Source organism: Paraburkholderia solitsugae, assembly GCF_013177695.1.
GTDB lineage: Bacteria > Pseudomonadota > Gammaproteobacteria > Burkholderiales > Burkholderiaceae > Paraburkholderia > Paraburkholderia solitsugae.
Window position 1 is genome coordinate 82,581 of record NZ_WOEY01000134.1, and the last position, 14,777, is coordinate 97,357.

The window sequence follows — 14,777 nt, forward strand, 5'->3', positions numbered from 1 at the left end:
AGTCATGGAGCGTTTTAAATTTCTTCCGCTGTTGGGTCGCATTCTGATCGGGGCACCGTTTGTCATGAGCGGGCTGGGCAAGCTCGCAGCGTATAGCGCAACGGTTGGCTATATTGCGGCCATGGGTCTGCCCGTGCCGCCACTCGCGTTCATTGTTGCCGTGATGACCGAGCTGGGCGGCGGCCTGCTGCTGATCTCAGGCTATAGGGCTCGCACTGTGTCGCTGGCGATGGCGGTGTTCTGCGTGGTCACGGCGATGTTCTTTCACCACAACTTCGCAGATCAAAACCAGATGATTCACTTTCTCAAGAACGTGATGATGGCGGGTGGCCTGCTGCAGATCGCCTACTTCGGTGCCGGCGCCTTCAGTCTGGACGCGCGACTCGGTCGGGTGGGTTCCTCGCGTGCCTCAACGCTGAGCGCGAGCTGAGAAAGGTGACGGGCGTCGATATCGTGGTCGACGGCGGCACGAGGGTCTGGTGATCGCCGATCGATTCTGATGGTCCCACTGTTCGTGATTGCGTGTACCCGCAAGCTACGTTCGTGGAATATGACGCTCCAAGCGACGGGCAGCGCGCCGGCGGCGCGCGTGCCAAGTCGCAGTAGCACAGTAGTTAACTTATTTCGCCAGTTGTGCAATGAAGGCGCGGGTCGCCGGTCCAGGCGGCGCGTCCTTACGGTAGACAACCTTCATCGGCATCATCACATCGCGCGGCAGGCCTTCAACACGAATCGTCACCAAGGTGCCGCTTTCGAGATCCGCCTTGACCATGTGCAGGGGCATATGCCCCCAGCCCAGGCCCGCCTTCAGAAAGGCATATTTGGCCCCCAGATCCGCGAGCCTCCACGTCGAGGGGGACAGCACACCGAATTCGCGTCCATGGGATAGAGCGGTGCGGTCGCTGAGAACGAGTTGCACGCGCTTCCTGATGGCGGCCGCTGAAATGAGGCCTTGAACATTTGCAAGCGGATGAGCGGCGCTGACGACGGTAACCAGTTCGAGCTCGCGCAAGGATTCGACCTGCAGTTCGTCCGTGACGATCGGCAATGTGCCAATTACGCCAATGTTGCAAACCTGATCGAGCACAAGTTTCATCACCCCACCCAGCGCTTCGACATAGAGTCGCAGCGGGGTGTGCGGATAATCCTTTTGGGATTGAGCCGCCGCGCTCGTCAGGTTGTCCATTGGGTACATCACGTCCATCGCAACGGAGAGCTCGGGCTCCAGGCCCTCTCGCATCGCGCGCGCTCGCGCCTTGAAGCCATCAACTGTGTCAGCCACGGAACGGGCGTCAAGTAGCAAGCTCTTGCCTGCGTCGGTGAGCTGCGGGTAACGGGCAGTGCGATCGAATAGCTTCACCTCGAGTTGTGCTTCGAGATTCGCGAGGGTCTGGCTAACCACTGATTGCGCGCGCCGGAGCTTCCGTCCGGCTGCTGAGAAGCTGCCTTCATCGACCGCCGCGATGAAGGTCCGAAGCTGGTCCAGTGTCACGCGGTCGAGCATATCCATCGCTCCAATCGATAGGTGTGATCTAAAAATATAGGCTTTTAAGATGGAGTGCAAGCGCTTACCTTTACACGTATCGCGTTTTCTCGAGACAGAGCCATGAACATCGACACAGCCGTACTCACCCCAATTCAGGAAACCATGCTGGGGCCGCGCCGGATCGTTTTTCGCACCCGCGGCCGTGCGCACGGCGGCATTACTCGTCTGGCCAGCCCCTCCGATCTCGGAGACCTGATCAAGCCTTTTGTGTTCCTTGATCACGCCGTGGTCGTGCCCACCGGCAAGCCGATGTTCGGCATGCACCCGCACTCGGGCATCGCAACACTCACAACCGTGCTGAGTGGCGCAATCTCCTATCAGGATACGACCGGCAAGCATGGCGAACTTCATGCCGGCGGCCTCGAATGGATGAAGGCCGGCAATGGTGTCTGGCACGACGGAGACGTATTGCCGGGCGAAGCCGTACGCCTCTTTCAACTCTGGGTCGCGCTTCCGCCCGCGCAGGAGAATTCGCCGGCGGAAAGCCAGTACATCTCGCCATCCCAGGTCCAGCGGGACGGGCCGCTTCGCGTCATCCTCGGCCGCCACGGAGCTGCGACGAGCGATATCCGCGCGCCTGAAGGCATCAACTACTTCCATGTTCAATTGAGCGCGGGAGAGTCGTGGCGCTATGTGCCGCCTGCCGGGCACAACGTCTCGTGGCTGGCAATCGACAAGGGCCGCCTGCACGCGTCCGAGCCGATCGAGGCAGGGCAACTCGCCGTGTTCGAGGAATCCGACGGGGCGCCCATTGAGTTGCAAGCCGAACACGCGACGTCGTTCGTCATCGGCTCCGCTATCAAGCATCCCTATCCATTGGTGCTCGGCCACTACTCGGTGCATACGAACGCAGACGCGCTTGCGCAGGGCGAGGCCGAGATCCGTCGCATTGGTCGCGATCTGGCGGGAGTTAAATGATGGAACGCGTGCGCATCGTAGAAGTGGGTCCCCGCGACGGGTTGCAGAACGAGAAGCAGAATGTCCCGACTGCGGTCAAGCTGGAGCTGATCGAGCGTCTGACTGCGGCAGGCCTGCGCGATATCGAGGTCACGTCGTTCGTCTCACCCAAGTGGGTCCCGCAGATGGCGGACCAGGCCGAGGTGATGCGCGGACTGCAACGGCGTCCCGATGTGAACTATCCGGTGCTGACGCCGAACCTGAAAGGTTTCGAGGCCGCGGTGGCCGAAGGCGCGACTGAAGTGGCCGTGTTCGCTGCCGCCTCGGAGGGGTTCTCGCGGAAAAACATCAATTGTTCGATCGAGGAATCGATTGACCGCTTCGTTCCGGTGTTCGAGGCCGCAGCGCGCCTGGGTGTCAAGGTTCGAGGCTATGTGTCTTGCGTGGTGGCCTGTCCGTACGACGGCGCGATCGCGCCGCAGAAGGTCGCGCACGTAGCCGCACGCCTGCACGAACTAGGTTGCTACGAGGTATCGCTCGGCGACACGATTGGTGCCGGCACGCCGGGCTCGGTGTTGCGCATGCTCGAGGCGGTAGCGGCGAAGGTTCCCGTCGGCGGCCTCGCGGGACACTACCACGACACCTACGGCATGGCCGCCGCCAATATTCACGCCTCGTACGACTTCGGGCTCCGGGTATTCGACAGCTCGGTCGCGGGCCTCGGTGGGTGCCCCTACGCTAAGGGTGCGACCGGCAACGTCGCGACGGAGGACGTCGTGTACCTGCTGCACGGAATAGGGGCAGACACGGGCGTGGATCTGGACGCGCTGGTGGATTGCGGGGCGTGGATTTCGGCCCAGCTTGGTCGCGACAACGGGTCTCGAGTGGGCCGGGCAGTCCTCGCCAAGCGCTCCTGATTCAATGTCAGGAGACGACCGTGACAGTGGTGTGACGTTCCGATCCTTTTGGTGACATGGAACGACCGATCCCGGCGCTCGGGTTGCATAACCCCGTGCGCCGGGCGTTGGTTTGTCAGGCGGCCTTGGCGGCGGCTCGCGACGACTGTGCAGTGGTGTCCCCGGTCGCTTTCGACGCGGCAGCAGTCGCTGCGTCGAAATTGCTTTCCGCGATTTCGACGACCTGCCGGGTTGCCTTGTTAGCGGTGTCGTAAGCGGTAAGGGCGGCGGTGATTGTCGACTTCAGTAGGGCCACCGCGGGTTCCGAACCAGCCGGCGCGTTCTTTGCCACGCTATCGACAAAGTCTTGCACGTTCTGGCCGTATCCGGAAAACTGCGCTTCGGCAAACTTAACGAATTCCGCATGAGTCGCCGAGAGGATCTCATAGGCGTGACGGCTGTATGCCCGGGTTTTTTCGGCGGCCGGCTGCGCCAGGGCGTTCTGAAGCTCGAGCAGATCCTGCGGGTCTTTCCCGGACAGTGCTTTCCCGGTCGTTTCCTGAGTTTCGGTAATGATCGACTTCGCGGCCTGCAGGTTGAGGATGGTCAGCTTTTCGAAACCATCGAACACCTTATTGGTCAGGCCGAAGAATGTGTCAGCATGGTTTTTTTGTGCTGCAATGAACTGTTCCTGAGAAAACTGGGTCATCTCTATACTCCAAGGTAGACGTGCACGGGTGGCGACTTCGACAACATGGCGCGAACGTGATGCGTTGCAACATGGACCATTCTTGGTGCCGAGAGTAGGGAAGTCAAATGACTTATTCGTGATAGCAAATATGACCGACGGACCTGGACAATCGGGTGCCGATCTGACCGTCGGTTTTGCTGTCGCCTATAAAATCATGTTCACGTGGACGGTCGCCGCAGCCCTTATGCCTACGGGGCGCCGCAGGCCGCGCAGGCTACATTCAGAGGGTTTGGCAAAGCGCTTCGATGGAATCGTTTACACCTTATAGCGCGCTGGCCGGTGGTGTGCTCATCGGACTCTCGGCCGCGCTGCTGCTCTGGTTCAACGGGCGTATCGCCGGCATCAGCGGTATCGCTCGTGGCCTCTTTTCCGGCGACCGCGAAGCATTCTGGTGGCGCGCGCTGTTCCTTGCCGGGCTCGTCGCCGGTGCGTGGCTGTATTACGTCGTTGCGAAAGACGCTGGGCATGCGGTGACCCTGCCGCATAGCCGTCCCGGATTTCCGCCGGTCCTGCTCATCGCGGGTGGCCTGGCCGTCGGGTTTGGTACGGCGCTCGCGCGGGGATGCACCAGCGGTCATGGCGTGTGCGGTCTCGCCCGGCTTTCTCCGCGCTCCTTCGTTGCCACGCTGACTTTTCTGCCTGCGGGTATCGCGACGACCTACGTCGTGCGTCACATGCTGGGTGTTCAATGATGCTGCGCTATCTGGTCAGTTTAATCAGTGGACTCCTGTTCGGCGTGGGCCTCGCGCTGTCAGGCATGACACGCCCGTTGAAAGTGCTGGGCTTCCTCGATGTCGCCGGGAAGTGGGATCCGAGTTTGATACTCGTACTAGGCGGCGCAGTGACCGTTGCGACGGTGGCATTCCATTTCATTCTGCGGCGCAAGGCGCCGCTATTGGCGCCGTCCTTCGATTTGCCCACAACGAAGGGGGTTGACCGTCGGCTGATTGCCGGCGCCATGATTTTTGGCGTAGGGTGGGGCATTGCCGGTTATTGTCCCGGCCCGGCCATCGCACTGTTCGCGGCCCCTGACACGGAAGCGCTCTATTTCCTGCCGGCCATGGTGGCGGGGTGGTGGTTGTACCGGCTCACAACGAGCCTGGGGAGTCGGCTTCGTCTTCCGTGAGGGTTTTGCCGATGATCGTCGACCCGGATGTGCACTGATTCTCAACGCAGTTTTCATCGTTATGCTCTAGCCTGCTAAGCATAGTTGAAACGCTCGCTTATCCGTGCGATCTGGCATTGCTACGATCGCTGTTTGATCGTATTGACCAGACCGGAATGCTCTCGCCGCTACCGGCGCCGAACCAGATCGACAGGAGGAACCCATCATGGGAATGCGTCCAGATCCTACGTTCCATGCATCGCCGAAACTCGCGATGGATGCGCCAGCGGAAGACTTCGCCTACACGTTGCTGCTCAGCCCCGATTTTTCGCAGCCCGACGCGCTTGCCGTCGTCGACGTGAAGCCCGGATCGCCGACCTACAGCCAGGTGGTTCACACGGTGCCGGTGCCGAACAAGGGGGACGAATTTCACCACTTCGGATGGAATGCCTGCTCGTCGTCACTGTCGCCGCTGACCGGCCACGCGTTCCTCGAACGGCGCTATCTGATCATTCCGGGGATGCGCTCGTCGCGCATCTACATCGTGGACACCAAGCCCCATCCGACCCAGGCGCGAATCCACAAGATCATCGAGCCCGAGGAAATCTTCCGGAAGACAGGCTATTCGCGTCCCCATACGGTCCATTGCGGGCCTGAAGGCATCTACATCAGCACGCTCGGTGGCGGAGGGAAGGATGGGACAGACGGCCCTCCGGGCATCTTCATCATGGACTGCGAAACGTTCGATGTCCTCGGCCGCTGGGAAATCGACCGCGGGCCGCAGGAGAAACACTACGATTTCTGGTGGAACCTGCCGCGCGATTACATGGTGTCGAGCGAGTGGGCGTTGCCGCCGCAATTCGAGAACGGGATCGTCCCCGAAGATCTTCTGTCGAACAAGTATGGGCACCGCATCCACTTCTGGGATCTGCGGGCGAGGCGCAACGTGCAGACGATCGACCTCGGCGCCAACCACCAGATGGCACTCGAAGTGCGACCTGCGCACGATCCCAGCCGGGAGTACGGCTTCATCGGCGTGGTGGTCGATACGACGAACCTTGAAGGGTCGATCTGGACCTGGTGGCGGGAAGGGGGAAAGTTCCACATCGAGAAGACCGCGACCATCCCGCCCGAGCCCGCAGCCACGGAACTGCTTCCACCGTTGCTTCAGGGATTCGGCGCGGTGCCGCCGCTCGTCACCGATATCGATCTCTCCATCGACGACAAATTCCTGTACGTCGCCTGTTGGGGAACCGGCGAGATGCGCCAGTACGACGTGACGGACCCCCGGAAACCGAAGCTCACGGGATCAGTCCACATCGGCGGGATCGTACGGCGCACGCCCCACCCGAACGGTCAAACCTTTGCGGGTGGTCCGCAGATGGTCGAGATCAGCCGCGACGGCAAGCGGGTCTACTGGACCAACTCGCTCTACTCGACGTGGGACAACCAGTTCTACCCGGACGGCGTGCCGGCGGCACAGGTCATGGCCCGGGCCGAACCGGGTGGCGGCCTTGCACTGGCCGACGACTACTGGGTCGCCTTTCCCGACGGATACCGGGCTCACCAGATCCGGCTCGAAGGCGGAGACTGCTCGACCGATTCGTTCTGCTATCCATCGGTGGGGATTTGATCGGGAGCGGCTGGCCGCAGACCGGTCTTTGGTTAGCCGTCGCGGCGAGTGGTCTCTATCACGGGCTCAACCCGGCGATGGGATGGCCGCTCGCTGTTTCGAGCGGGCTGATGGACAGACGTGCACGGTCGCTGTTCTCCGCGCTTTTTTATCTCGCGGCGGGGCACGTGTTGGCCATGTTCGTGGTCATGGTGCCCTTCGCCATGCTTGCGATCCTGCTCGCCTGGCAGCGTGAGATCCAGATCGGCGCGAGTGTGCTGGTCATCGGCTTCGGTGTCTTCCTTCTGATCTGGCGGCGCCATCCGCGTGTACTCGCGCGGATTCCACCGTCGCGGCTAGCACTCTGGTCCTTCGCCGTTGCCATCGCGCACGGCGCGGGACTGATGCTTGTACCGATCTACCTCGGCCTTTGCCGGTCCTACGACATCGATCGAGTGCATCAGGCCGCGCGGACCCTGATCGATGCCAATCTGGGCATGGCGCTGCTTGTCTCCGGCGTCCATGCCGCCGCCATGATCATGATCGGCGGACTTCTGGCCTGGTTGGTCTACCGCTACCTGGGGCTGAAGTTCGTGTCACGGAGTTGGTTCAATCTGGACGCAGTCTGGGCATCGAGCCTCATTCTGGTGGGCACGCTCTCATTGGCGTTCAATACCGCGGTACCCGGCGGCACGGGGTGATAGCAGAAGGCTTCGACCCACGGCGCGTCACCCGTCCTACGCGCCGTTCGCGGCGGCCTGCTCCTCGCGGGCATACTGCGTAGGCGGCCGGCCGACGTGCCGTGTGAAGGCGACGCTAAAGGTGCTGGCGGAGCTGTAGCCGACGCGCAGCGCAATCTCGGCGATACGACCTGCGTTGCGGCGCAGCAGGTCCTTCGCGAGTGCCATGCGCCACGTGAGCAGATATTCCATCGGCGCGACGCCAACCGCGCGGCTGAACCGCTCGAAAAACGTCGAGCGCGAGAGTGCGGCCTCCTTCGCGAGCTCAGCAACCGTCCATGCGTGCGTTGGGTGTTCGTGCATCTCGCGGATCGCAGCCGCGAGCCGGCTGTCGGCGAGCCCGCGCACCAGGCCCGGTGACGCGTTCGTTTTTGCCGTGGACCGCAACGCCTCGATGAGCAGCACCTCCAGCAGTCGTGAGAGCACGACTTCGCGCGCCGGCCGCTGCTCGCGCGTTTCCTCTCGCACCAGTTGCACGAGCGTGGCCAGCCGCTGTTCGCCGCGGACATGGACGAATTGCGGCAGCAGCGAAACCAGCAGGGACGCATCCGGTGAACCGAAGCTGCAATGGCCCGCCACCATTCGCAAGTCGATCGGGTTGCCCGGCGCGCCGATTCTGAATTCACCGTTGCCCAGCGCGACAGGCGCCAGCGTCTCGACACCCGGCGGTGGGGGTTCGAGGCTGGACATCGCGACGCCGTAGGCTGCGGGAATCAGGACGAAGTCACCCGACAGGAGTTCGATCGGCTCGTGTCCGTCGATCGCGATACGGCACCCGCCCTCGAGAATCACGCAATAGAACGGCTGGCCGGCATCCGAGCGGCTAATGCGCCAGGGGCTGGCGCCGAGAACGAGTTTGGAGAACCGGGCACCCGGCTGCAGCAGCGTCACGACTTCGGCTAAGGGATCGATCATCGCCGGACTCCTGCAAATGAAATTCGGATGATTGATTGTAGCGAGTACGGTCTCAGAGATCTATCGTATGGGCACACCCAAACAAAGGATTTCCCATGAAAACCGTACTGATCACCGGCTGCTCTTCCGGATTCGGCCTCAAGATCGCTCGCTACTTCTTAGCCCGCGACTGGCAGGTCGTCGCCACGATGCGTACACCGCGTGCCGACGTGCTACCGCCTTCAGACCGCTTGCGCGTGCTGGCGCTCGACGTCACCAATCCGGAAAGCATTCGCGAGGCTGTCGAGGCCGCAGGCCCGATCGACGTCCTCGTCAACAACGCGGGCTTCGGCGCGGCTTCCCCTGCCGAACTCACCCCGATCGCGACGGTACGCGAGCTTTTCGAAACTAACACCATCGGCACGATCGCATTGACGCAAGCGGTGCTGCCCCAGTTCCGGCAGCGCAAGGCCGGTGTCGTCGTGAATGTCACGTCGAGCGTGACGCTGAAAGCACTGCCTCTGCTCGCCGCGTACCGCGCGAGCAAGGCGGCGGTGAACGCATTCACCGAGTCGATGGCGCTGGAGCTCGAGCAGTTCGGCGTGCGGGCGCACCTGGTGCTGCCGGGTCGTGCTCCTGAGACCCGCTTCGGAGAGAACGCGCGTGCCCACATACACGGCTTCAACCACGAGGCCTATGCCGATCTCGTCAAGAGCGTCGTCGCGAGAATGGGCGATACGTCTGCCCCGATCACCCATGCACAGGACGTCGCCGAAGCCGTGTGGCGCGCGGCGACCGACCCGTCATCGCCGATGCGCATCCCGGCCGGCGCCGACGCCGAAGCATGGGCGGCCGAGGTTCGCTAACCGGCCGGCGCCACCGCCCTGAATTTCTGCGCGCAACTGCGCAATACCACAAGGAGATTGCCATGCAGGACAAACCCGTCGCCCTGATCACCGGGGCCAATCAGGGAATCGGTCTTCAGATTGCAAAGGATCTCGCGGCACACGGCTTCACGGTGCTGGTCGGGTCGCGCAATCTCGAGCGCGGCGAGGCTGCGGCTCAGGAGGTTGGGCCGGACGCCCTTGCGCTTCAGCTCGACGTGACGGATCGGGCTTCGGTCACCGCAGCGGCGGAGCGCGTGGGCAACGAGTTTGGCCGCCTCGACGTGCTCGTCCAGAACGCAGCCATCTCGAATACGAGCAGGCTGCCCGGCCAGTCCGTCGAGGAGTACGTCAAGACAACCCGCCCGAGCAACGTGTCGCTCGATGAAATGCGCGCGGTATGGGACACCAATGTGTTCGGTGTTCTCGCCGTTTACCAGGCGATGTTGCCGATCCTGCGCGAGACGCCCGGTGCCCGTATCGTCAACGTGTCGAGCGGCGTTGGGTCGCTGACGGCCAACTCAGATCCGGCCTTCGCCTACCGTGCGATCTTCGGCCTCGTCTATCCTGCGTCCAAAACGGCGCTCAACGCTTTGACGGTCGCCATGGCAATCGAGCTGGAGCCGGAGGGGATCAAGGTCAACGCCGTCTCTCCGGGCTTTACCAGGACGAACCTCAACGGATATGCGGGCACGCAGACTGTCGAGGAGGGCGCTCGCGAAGCGGTGCGCGTCGCGCTGCTGGGCCCGGATGGTCCCACAGGGACGTTCACGCGCTGGGAAAACGAAGCGATCCCGTGGTGATGTAGTCTCGAGCGCGTGATCGAAGGGATCGATGGATTGGGCGAGAGTAATCAGGCGGGAAGTCTCGTGTCCACCAATCGATGCGCTGTTGCGCTACCGGACGCGCATCGTGCGCGCTGTCGCGGAAGCGCGTGGGCAACGCGCGATGATCGAGTCTCTCGATACTGCGGGCAGATCCTTTGTCAGCACTGTGCAGTGGAACAGCCTGCGCGAGCTCTGCGCCCAGCTGTTCTAGTCCGTCACTTTCTCCGGTCGGTCGCACTGGCAACCTCAGACTGGTTGCGGCAACCTGAACTTCCAGCTTCATTCCACGGCCCGGTGTCGCCACCCTGACGCAAGTGACGCATCACGTCGGTGTGGATGCGGATTTATGCCTCTTTTATACTGGCGCGCATATCAGTCGAGGTAACAGTATGAGGCGTGTGATCGTCCGGCGATCGTCAGTTCACGGCAGGGGTGTGTTCGCAGTGATGCCACTCGCAGCAGGCGAGCGCGTGCTCGAGTACAAAGGTGAAATCACTTCGTGGCGGAACGCGGTGCGCCGTCACCAACGCGAAGGCGTCGAAGGACATACGTTTCTTTTTGGGCTGTCGGACGGCCGCGTGATCGATGGCAGCCGTGACGGCAATAGTGCGCGGTGGCTCAATCACGCGTGCGCGCCCAACTGCGAGACCATCGAAGTCGCTGGCCGCATCTTCATCCACACGCTGCGTGCCATCGAGCCCGGCGAAGAACTGTTCATCGAATATCTGCTGGCCACTGACGATCCGCTGGATGCAGACGTTCGGGCGCAGTACGCGTGCCGGTGTACAGCTACGGAGTGTCGTCACTCGATGCTGGCGGACGCGGCGTGAACAGCGTGGCAGAGGAGGTCGTGGGCAGCATCGCTGTCCCGAAAAGCACCGAGGGCTCGAAGCGGGGGAATGATGGCTTTGTCCGGATCTGTGGCGATGTGATTTTCCATCTCGACGTGCTAAAACTGACGTTGCCAAAGGGAGATGCATCCGGCGCACCGGTTAACGCCAAGGTGAAAAAACAGATGTCGCTGGATCTTGAGGATTTGTGGTGACTCCATCAGGCGGCGTTTGCCCGATTAGGGAGCGGTCTTATGCGGAAGCGGAAGTTAGCAGGAAAGGTAACTGGAGAATTGAGTCTGCCGGTACTGCTAGACCGGCTTGAGCTGGCATTGGTGGGAATCCCCGATCGCAGGTCTGTCTGCAAAGTACTTTCGGACCTTAATAGGCACCTCGGATCGGTCGGCGAGAAAGGTGCCGCACGAACGAGTCGATCCGGGCCTCCGCGCCGTCGGCGCCAGGCCACCGTCGAATCTTTGCCGCTGTTTTAGTGAGCGCCGCAGGGCCCGCGACTGGCACGTCCCACTGAATCGGCCAGGAACATCGAGCGATTTTCGAAAATTCTTCGCGGTTTGTCTGTGTCGGGTGGAGGTCGGCCGATACTGTTGAAAAAGTCGCGTTTTGGTTTGGGGTGCTGGCTTTGGCAGTACGTTTCGAGTTGGAGAGTTCAGCGAGGCGGCGGTCTTGCAACGTGAGACGCCCCCCGTTTCTCGTCATGTAGCTGCCTGGTTTGCCTGCTTACCTTCAGGCGTGAGCCACTTGGCCATTCTTCGCAGATTTTGCGCAGTTGCTGCCATCAGAAACTCATCATGAGCACCGCTCGGACCACGCAGTCGCAAGCGATCGAGTTTGAGGATGCGCTTGAGGTGAGCGAAGAGCATTTCCACCTTCTTTCGCTGTCGGCGCGACTGTTTGTATTCTGGGGTTGCCGCGATGCGCCTCGCTTCATCGCGTGCAGCTTCATGGACGCTGCGCACGACTTTGCGAAACAGCGTATTCGGACAGCATCGATCCTTCATCGAACAGCCGTCACAGTCCATCTGGCTCGCTCGGTAGACGATGGTGTCGGCTTTCGTGACGTGTGTGCGGGCATTCCTGAATGGACGCCAGTCGCTGCGTAGCGCGTTCCCCGCAGGACATCGATACTCGTTGGCCTGTTCATTCCAGATAAATTCGCTGCGCGAGAACGTATTGTCCTTGCGAGTGGTTTTATCCCAGACTGAAACGTGTGGCTCAATGTGCTTCTGTTCAACCATCCAGCCAAGCAGCGCTGCTGTGCCGTATGCGGTGTCACCTACCAGCCGGCGAGGCTTCAGGTCCCGTTGGTGTTCAACACGATTGATCATTGTCCTGGTTGATTCGACCTCCTGTGACCGGTTCGCCGGCGTCGCTTCAACATCAACAATGATCCCTGCCTGCAGATCAATCAGGTAATTCGTCGAATAGGCAAAGAACGCGGGACCACCCGGTGCGGCCGTCCATCGTGCAGCAGGATCGGCCAGGGATATCTTCTTTGGAGGCGTCGAAGACGCTGCTGGCTCATCCGTATCTGTCGCCACCGGAGCGATTGCGGGACGTGGTTGTCGAGGTCGAACGAGTAGAAGAGCTTGTCCTGTCCGCTGTCCAGTCGACCCATCATGACGATTCACTCCCGTCGTTCGATGTCTCCCAGGATACCCAACATTCCGCATCGACGACGACTTTTTCAACAGAATCGACCCGTTCCGGACAGTTGTGAACGACCGCTATCTGGAAGCCGGACATCGCGGCGACGGGCGCACGGCCGGGAGCCTGGGCACGTTCCTCGCCGAGCTTTCCCAAGGTAACTACCTCATGCTTCGTCACAAGAGCCGCAAAACGGCCCGGAAAGGCCCCCTCAATTCCGGAATAGATTTACCCATGATCATGCATGATCTATTCCTTAGTAAGATAACCGATTCCCCGTAGGAGGATCGGATGGATCGACTCGAAGGCATCAAGATATTCGTGCGCGTCGTAGAAAGCGGGAGCTTTTCAGCGGTTGCGCGTGAGCTTGGGACAGGGCAGCCGGCGATCAGCAAACAGGTTGCCGCGCTCGAAGAACATCTCGGTGCGCAGCTTCTTATGCGCACCTCCCGCAGCCTGAGCCTGACCGAGGCCGGGCGCGACTTCTACGAATCCGCCGTACGACTCATCAGCGATCTCGAGGCAGCGGAATCCCGCATCGGTTCGGGACAGGTCTCGCCGTCCGGCGTGGTGCGTGTCAGCGCCGCGCCCGCCTTCTCTCGACTCTATGTCGTGCCGCAACTCCCTGCGTTCCGCGTTCGCTATCCCAAGGTCGTTGTCGAGTCGCTCGTCTCCGAGCGGACGATCAATCTCGTTGACGAGGGCATCGACCTCGCCATTCGCAATGGCGCCCTTGCGGACTCTAGCCTTATCGCGCGCAAGATCGGCGAGTTCGCCCTCGTCGCCGTAGCGTCTGCGGACTATCTGGAACGCAGAGGAGTGCCGAAGCGACCGAGCGATCTCGAGCGCCACGACGGCGTGTTTTTTGTCTCACGGGATGGACCGCGACCCTGGACCTTCTCCAGCCGCGCCGGGGTGGTATCCCATCAGGCGGCGGCATCGTTTCGCACCAATGATGGCGAAGAGCAACGCGCCGCGGTCCTTGCCGGCCTCGGCATCACCCAGGCGCCATATTGGCTTTTTGCGGCCGACATACGCGCCGGAACCGTGCGGCGAATCCTGCGCGATTGTGAGCCGGCGAGAATTCCGATCAGTGCCGTGCGACCCGCGTCCCGCAGTCTGCCCAGCAAAGTCGCCGTGTTTGTTGACTTTCTCGCTGAGCTGCTCGCCGAAATGGACGACTGATCCATTCCCCAATGGGATCGATGCTATCCAGAATTAACGTCTAGTCCGCGCCTGGTGGAATTGATAGATTTGCATCACCGACAAACAAGGTGTTCAAACGAGGTGATGCATCATGAAACGGCTCGACAATAAGGTTGCGATAGTGACAGGCGCTTCAAAAGGAATCGGAGCGGGCATTGCAAAAGCCTTCGGCGCGGAAGGCGCGGTGGTGATCGTGAATTACGCGCGCGATCAAGCGGGTGCCGAACGGGTGGTGCGCGAGATCACCGGCAAAGGCGGGCGAGCTATCGCCGTGCAAGGCGACGTGGCGCAGAGGTCCGACGCGCAACGCCTCGTCGCGGAGGCGAAAAATACCTTCGGCCGTCTGGATGTGCTCGTGAACAACGCGGGCGTCTTCTCGTTTGCGCCCTTCGAGCAGTTCAGCGAGCAGGAGTTTCACCGTCAGTTCAACACGAATGTGCTTGGCACGTTCCTCATGATCGAAGCCGCATTGCCGGCCTTCGGTGCGGAAGGCGGCAGCATTATCAACATCGGATCGACGGAGAGTGTCGCTGCCGACCCGGCCCTTTCGATCTACGTGGCGTCAAAGAGCGCTGTCGATGGCTTGACGCGCGTGCTCTCAAAAGAGTTCGGCCCCAAGAAAATCCGCGTTAACGCTCTCAGTCCCGGTGGAACCGAAACGGAGGGTGCGCACGCGGCAGGCGTCATGGGAACGGAGTTTAAGAAGCAGATAATCGCAAGTACTCCGCTGGGCCGCGTCGGCCAACCCGAGGACATCGCACGTGTGTCCGTATTTCTTGCCTCGGATGATGCGGGCTGGCTCACGGGACAAATCATCTTCGCGAACGGCGGCAACAGGTAAAACGCCTTCTTCGTTAATAACGCGGGCTACGGCTCAAGGGTTTTCATTGGAATTTCGGTAATCGATTAACAAAGTAGGAGAAC

General features: G+C 61.4%; 16 protein-coding genes and 1 pseudogene. 13 read left to right on the top strand and 4 right to left on the bottom strand.

Going from position 1 to position 14,777, the window contains the following annotated elements; translation table 11 throughout:
• The first annotated feature begins 4 nt into the window (after positions 1 to 4).
• The gene (locus tag GNZ12_RS34700) at positions 5 to 430 is read left to right on the top strand and encodes a DoxX family protein (RefSeq protein WP_172316491.1); all 426 of its coding nucleotides are present in this window, start codon (positions 5 to 7) and stop codon (positions 428 to 430) included.
• Positions 431 to 619: 189 nt separating this feature from the next.
• On the opposite strand, the gene GNZ12_RS34705 is transcribed toward GNZ12_RS34700, so the two are convergent.
• On the bottom strand, positions 620 to 1,504 hold the full coding sequence (locus tag GNZ12_RS34705; protein ID WP_172316492.1) for a LysR family transcriptional regulator: 885 nt from the start codon (positions 1,502 to 1,504) through the stop codon (positions 620 to 622).
• Positions 1,505 to 1,606: 102 nt separating this feature from the next.
• On the opposite strand from GNZ12_RS34705, the gene GNZ12_RS34710 reads away from it, so the two are divergent.
• Positions 1,607 to 2,464 (top strand): pirin family protein, encoded by an 858-nt coding sequence (locus GNZ12_RS34710; RefSeq protein WP_216673469.1) that lies wholly within the window; start codon positions 1,607 to 1,609, stop codon positions 2,462 to 2,464.
• On the top strand, positions 2,461 to 3,360 hold the full coding sequence (locus tag GNZ12_RS34715; protein ID WP_172316493.1) for a hydroxymethylglutaryl-CoA lyase: 900 nt from the start codon (positions 2,461 to 2,463) through the stop codon (positions 3,358 to 3,360). The genes GNZ12_RS34710 and GNZ12_RS34715 overlap by 4 nt, the downstream gene beginning before the upstream one ends.
• Before the next feature lie 115 nt (positions 3,361 to 3,475).
• On the opposite strand, the gene GNZ12_RS34720 is transcribed toward GNZ12_RS34715, so the two are convergent.
• Positions 3,476 to 4,048 carry a phasin family protein gene (locus GNZ12_RS34720; RefSeq protein WP_172316494.1) on the bottom strand — a complete coding sequence of 191 codons (573 nt, stop codon included), beginning with the start codon at positions 4,046 to 4,048 and terminating at the stop codon, positions 3,476 to 3,478.
• A 287-nt stretch (positions 4,049 to 4,335) separates the two neighbouring features.
• Between GNZ12_RS34720 and GNZ12_RS34725 the strand changes: the two genes are divergently transcribed.
• The 4 genes from GNZ12_RS34725 to GNZ12_RS34740 all read left to right on the top strand — a co-directional run bounded on the left by GNZ12_RS34725 (position 4,336) and on the right by GNZ12_RS34740 (position 7,508).
• Complete coding sequence (locus tag GNZ12_RS34725) at positions 4,336 to 4,782, top strand: YeeE/YedE family protein (protein WP_172316495.1); 447 nt, start codon at positions 4,336 to 4,338, stop codon at positions 4,780 to 4,782.
• Entirely contained in the window at positions 4,779 to 5,216 is a 438-nt protein-coding gene (locus tag GNZ12_RS34730) for a DUF6691 family protein (protein WP_328806107.1), read from the top strand. Before GNZ12_RS34725 ends, GNZ12_RS34730 begins: the two co-directional genes overlap by 4 nt.
• A 205-nt stretch (positions 5,217 to 5,421) precedes the next feature.
• Positions 5,422 to 6,828 carry a selenium-binding protein SBP56-related protein gene (locus GNZ12_RS34735; protein ID WP_172316496.1) on the top strand — a complete coding sequence of 469 codons (1,407 nt, stop codon included), beginning with the start codon at positions 5,422 to 5,424 and terminating at the stop codon, positions 6,826 to 6,828.
• The gene (locus tag GNZ12_RS34740; protein WP_172316497.1) at positions 6,825 to 7,508 is read left to right on the top strand and encodes a hypothetical protein; all 684 of its coding nucleotides are present in this window, start codon (positions 6,825 to 6,827) and stop codon (positions 7,506 to 7,508) included. Before GNZ12_RS34735 ends, GNZ12_RS34740 begins: the two co-directional genes overlap by 4 nt.
• Before the next feature lie 36 nt (positions 7,509 to 7,544).
• Here the strand turns inward: GNZ12_RS34740 and GNZ12_RS34745 are convergent, their stop codons facing one another.
• Positions 7,545 to 8,462 (bottom strand): AraC family transcriptional regulator, encoded by a 918-nt coding sequence (locus GNZ12_RS34745; protein ID WP_172316498.1) that lies wholly within the window; start codon positions 8,460 to 8,462, stop codon positions 7,545 to 7,547.
• A 95-nt stretch (positions 8,463 to 8,557) separates the two neighbouring features.
• On the opposite strand from GNZ12_RS34745, the gene GNZ12_RS34750 reads away from it, so the two are divergent.
• From GNZ12_RS34750 to GNZ12_RS34765, 4 genes are all read left to right on the top strand, one after another.
• Positions 8,558 to 9,307 carry an SDR family oxidoreductase gene (locus GNZ12_RS34750; protein WP_172316499.1) on the top strand — a complete coding sequence of 250 codons (750 nt, stop codon included), beginning with the start codon at positions 8,558 to 8,560 and terminating at the stop codon, positions 9,305 to 9,307.
• 62 nt (positions 9,308 to 9,369) lie between these two features.
• On the top strand, positions 9,370 to 10,128 hold the full coding sequence (locus tag GNZ12_RS34755) for an SDR family oxidoreductase (RefSeq protein ID WP_172316500.1): 759 nt from the start codon (positions 9,370 to 9,372) through the stop codon (positions 10,126 to 10,128).
• A gap of 413 nt (positions 10,129 to 10,541) precedes the next feature.
• The gene (locus GNZ12_RS34760) at positions 10,542 to 10,982 is read left to right on the top strand and encodes an SET domain-containing protein (RefSeq protein ID WP_172316501.1); all 441 of its coding nucleotides are present in this window, start codon (positions 10,542 to 10,544) and stop codon (positions 10,980 to 10,982) included.
• The gene (locus GNZ12_RS34765) at positions 10,979 to 11,197 is read left to right on the top strand and encodes a hypothetical protein (protein WP_172316502.1); all 219 of its coding nucleotides are present in this window, start codon (positions 10,979 to 10,981) and stop codon (positions 11,195 to 11,197) included. Before GNZ12_RS34760 ends, GNZ12_RS34765 begins: the two co-directional genes overlap by 4 nt.
• 498 nt (positions 11,198 to 11,695) lie before the next feature.
• Here GNZ12_RS34765 and GNZ12_RS34770 read toward each other — a convergent pair.
• Positions 11,696 to 12,502, bottom strand: a pseudogene (locus tag GNZ12_RS34770) (transposase); the annotation flags it as partial.
• Positions 12,503 to 12,938: 436 nt separating this feature from the next.
• Between GNZ12_RS34770 and GNZ12_RS34775 the strand changes: the two are divergent.
• Together GNZ12_RS34775 and GNZ12_RS34780 are read left to right on the top strand one after the other, a co-directional pair.
• The gene (locus GNZ12_RS34775) at positions 12,939 to 13,832 is read left to right on the top strand and encodes a LysR family transcriptional regulator (RefSeq protein WP_172316503.1); all 894 of its coding nucleotides are present in this window, start codon (positions 12,939 to 12,941) and stop codon (positions 13,830 to 13,832) included.
• A 112-nt stretch (positions 13,833 to 13,944) separates the two neighbouring features.
• Positions 13,945 to 14,694 carry an SDR family NAD(P)-dependent oxidoreductase gene (locus tag GNZ12_RS34780; protein ID WP_172316504.1) on the top strand — a complete coding sequence of 250 codons (750 nt, stop codon included), beginning with the start codon at positions 13,945 to 13,947 and terminating at the stop codon, positions 14,692 to 14,694.
• Positions 14,695 to 14,777 lie beyond the last annotated feature (83 nt).

Bases quoted from the DNA above. Each gene is read 5' to 3' on its own strand.
- GNZ12_RS34700 (WP_172316491.1), top strand. From the start codon at position 5: ATGGAGCGTTTTAAATTTCTTCCGCTGTTGGGTCGCATTCTGATCGGG.
- GNZ12_RS34705 (WP_172316492.1), bottom strand. From the start codon at position 1,504: ATGCTCGACCGCGTGACACTGGACCAGCTTCGGACCTTCATCGCGGCG.
- GNZ12_RS34710 (WP_216673469.1), top strand. From the start codon at position 1,607: ATGAACATCGACACAGCCGTACTCACCCCAATTCAGGAAACCATGCTG.
- GNZ12_RS34715 (WP_172316493.1), top strand. From the start codon at position 2,461: ATGATGGAACGCGTGCGCATCGTAGAAGTGGGTCCCCGCGACGGGTTG.
- GNZ12_RS34720 (WP_172316494.1), bottom strand. From the start codon at position 4,048: ATGACCCAGTTTTCTCAGGAACAGTTCATTGCAGCACAAAAAAACCAT.
- GNZ12_RS34725 (WP_172316495.1), top strand. From the start codon at position 4,336: ATGGAATCGTTTACACCTTATAGCGCGCTGGCCGGTGGTGTGCTCATC.
- GNZ12_RS34730 (WP_328806107.1), top strand. From the start codon at position 4,779: ATGATGCTGCGCTATCTGGTCAGTTTAATCAGTGGACTCCTGTTCGGC.
- GNZ12_RS34735 (WP_172316496.1), top strand. From the start codon at position 5,422: ATGGGAATGCGTCCAGATCCTACGTTCCATGCATCGCCGAAACTCGCG.
- GNZ12_RS34745 (WP_172316498.1), bottom strand. From the start codon at position 8,462: ATGATCGATCCCTTAGCCGAAGTCGTGACGCTGCTGCAGCCGGGTGCC.
- GNZ12_RS34750 (WP_172316499.1), top strand. From the start codon at position 8,558: ATGAAAACCGTACTGATCACCGGCTGCTCTTCCGGATTCGGCCTCAAG.
- GNZ12_RS34755 (WP_172316500.1), top strand. From the start codon at position 9,370: ATGCAGGACAAACCCGTCGCCCTGATCACCGGGGCCAATCAGGGAATC.
- GNZ12_RS34760 (WP_172316501.1), top strand. From the start codon at position 10,542: ATGAGGCGTGTGATCGTCCGGCGATCGTCAGTTCACGGCAGGGGTGTG.
- GNZ12_RS34775 (WP_172316503.1), top strand. From the start codon at position 12,939: ATGGATCGACTCGAAGGCATCAAGATATTCGTGCGCGTCGTAGAAAGC.
- GNZ12_RS34780 (WP_172316504.1), top strand. From the start codon at position 13,945: ATGAAACGGCTCGACAATAAGGTTGCGATAGTGACAGGCGCTTCAAAA.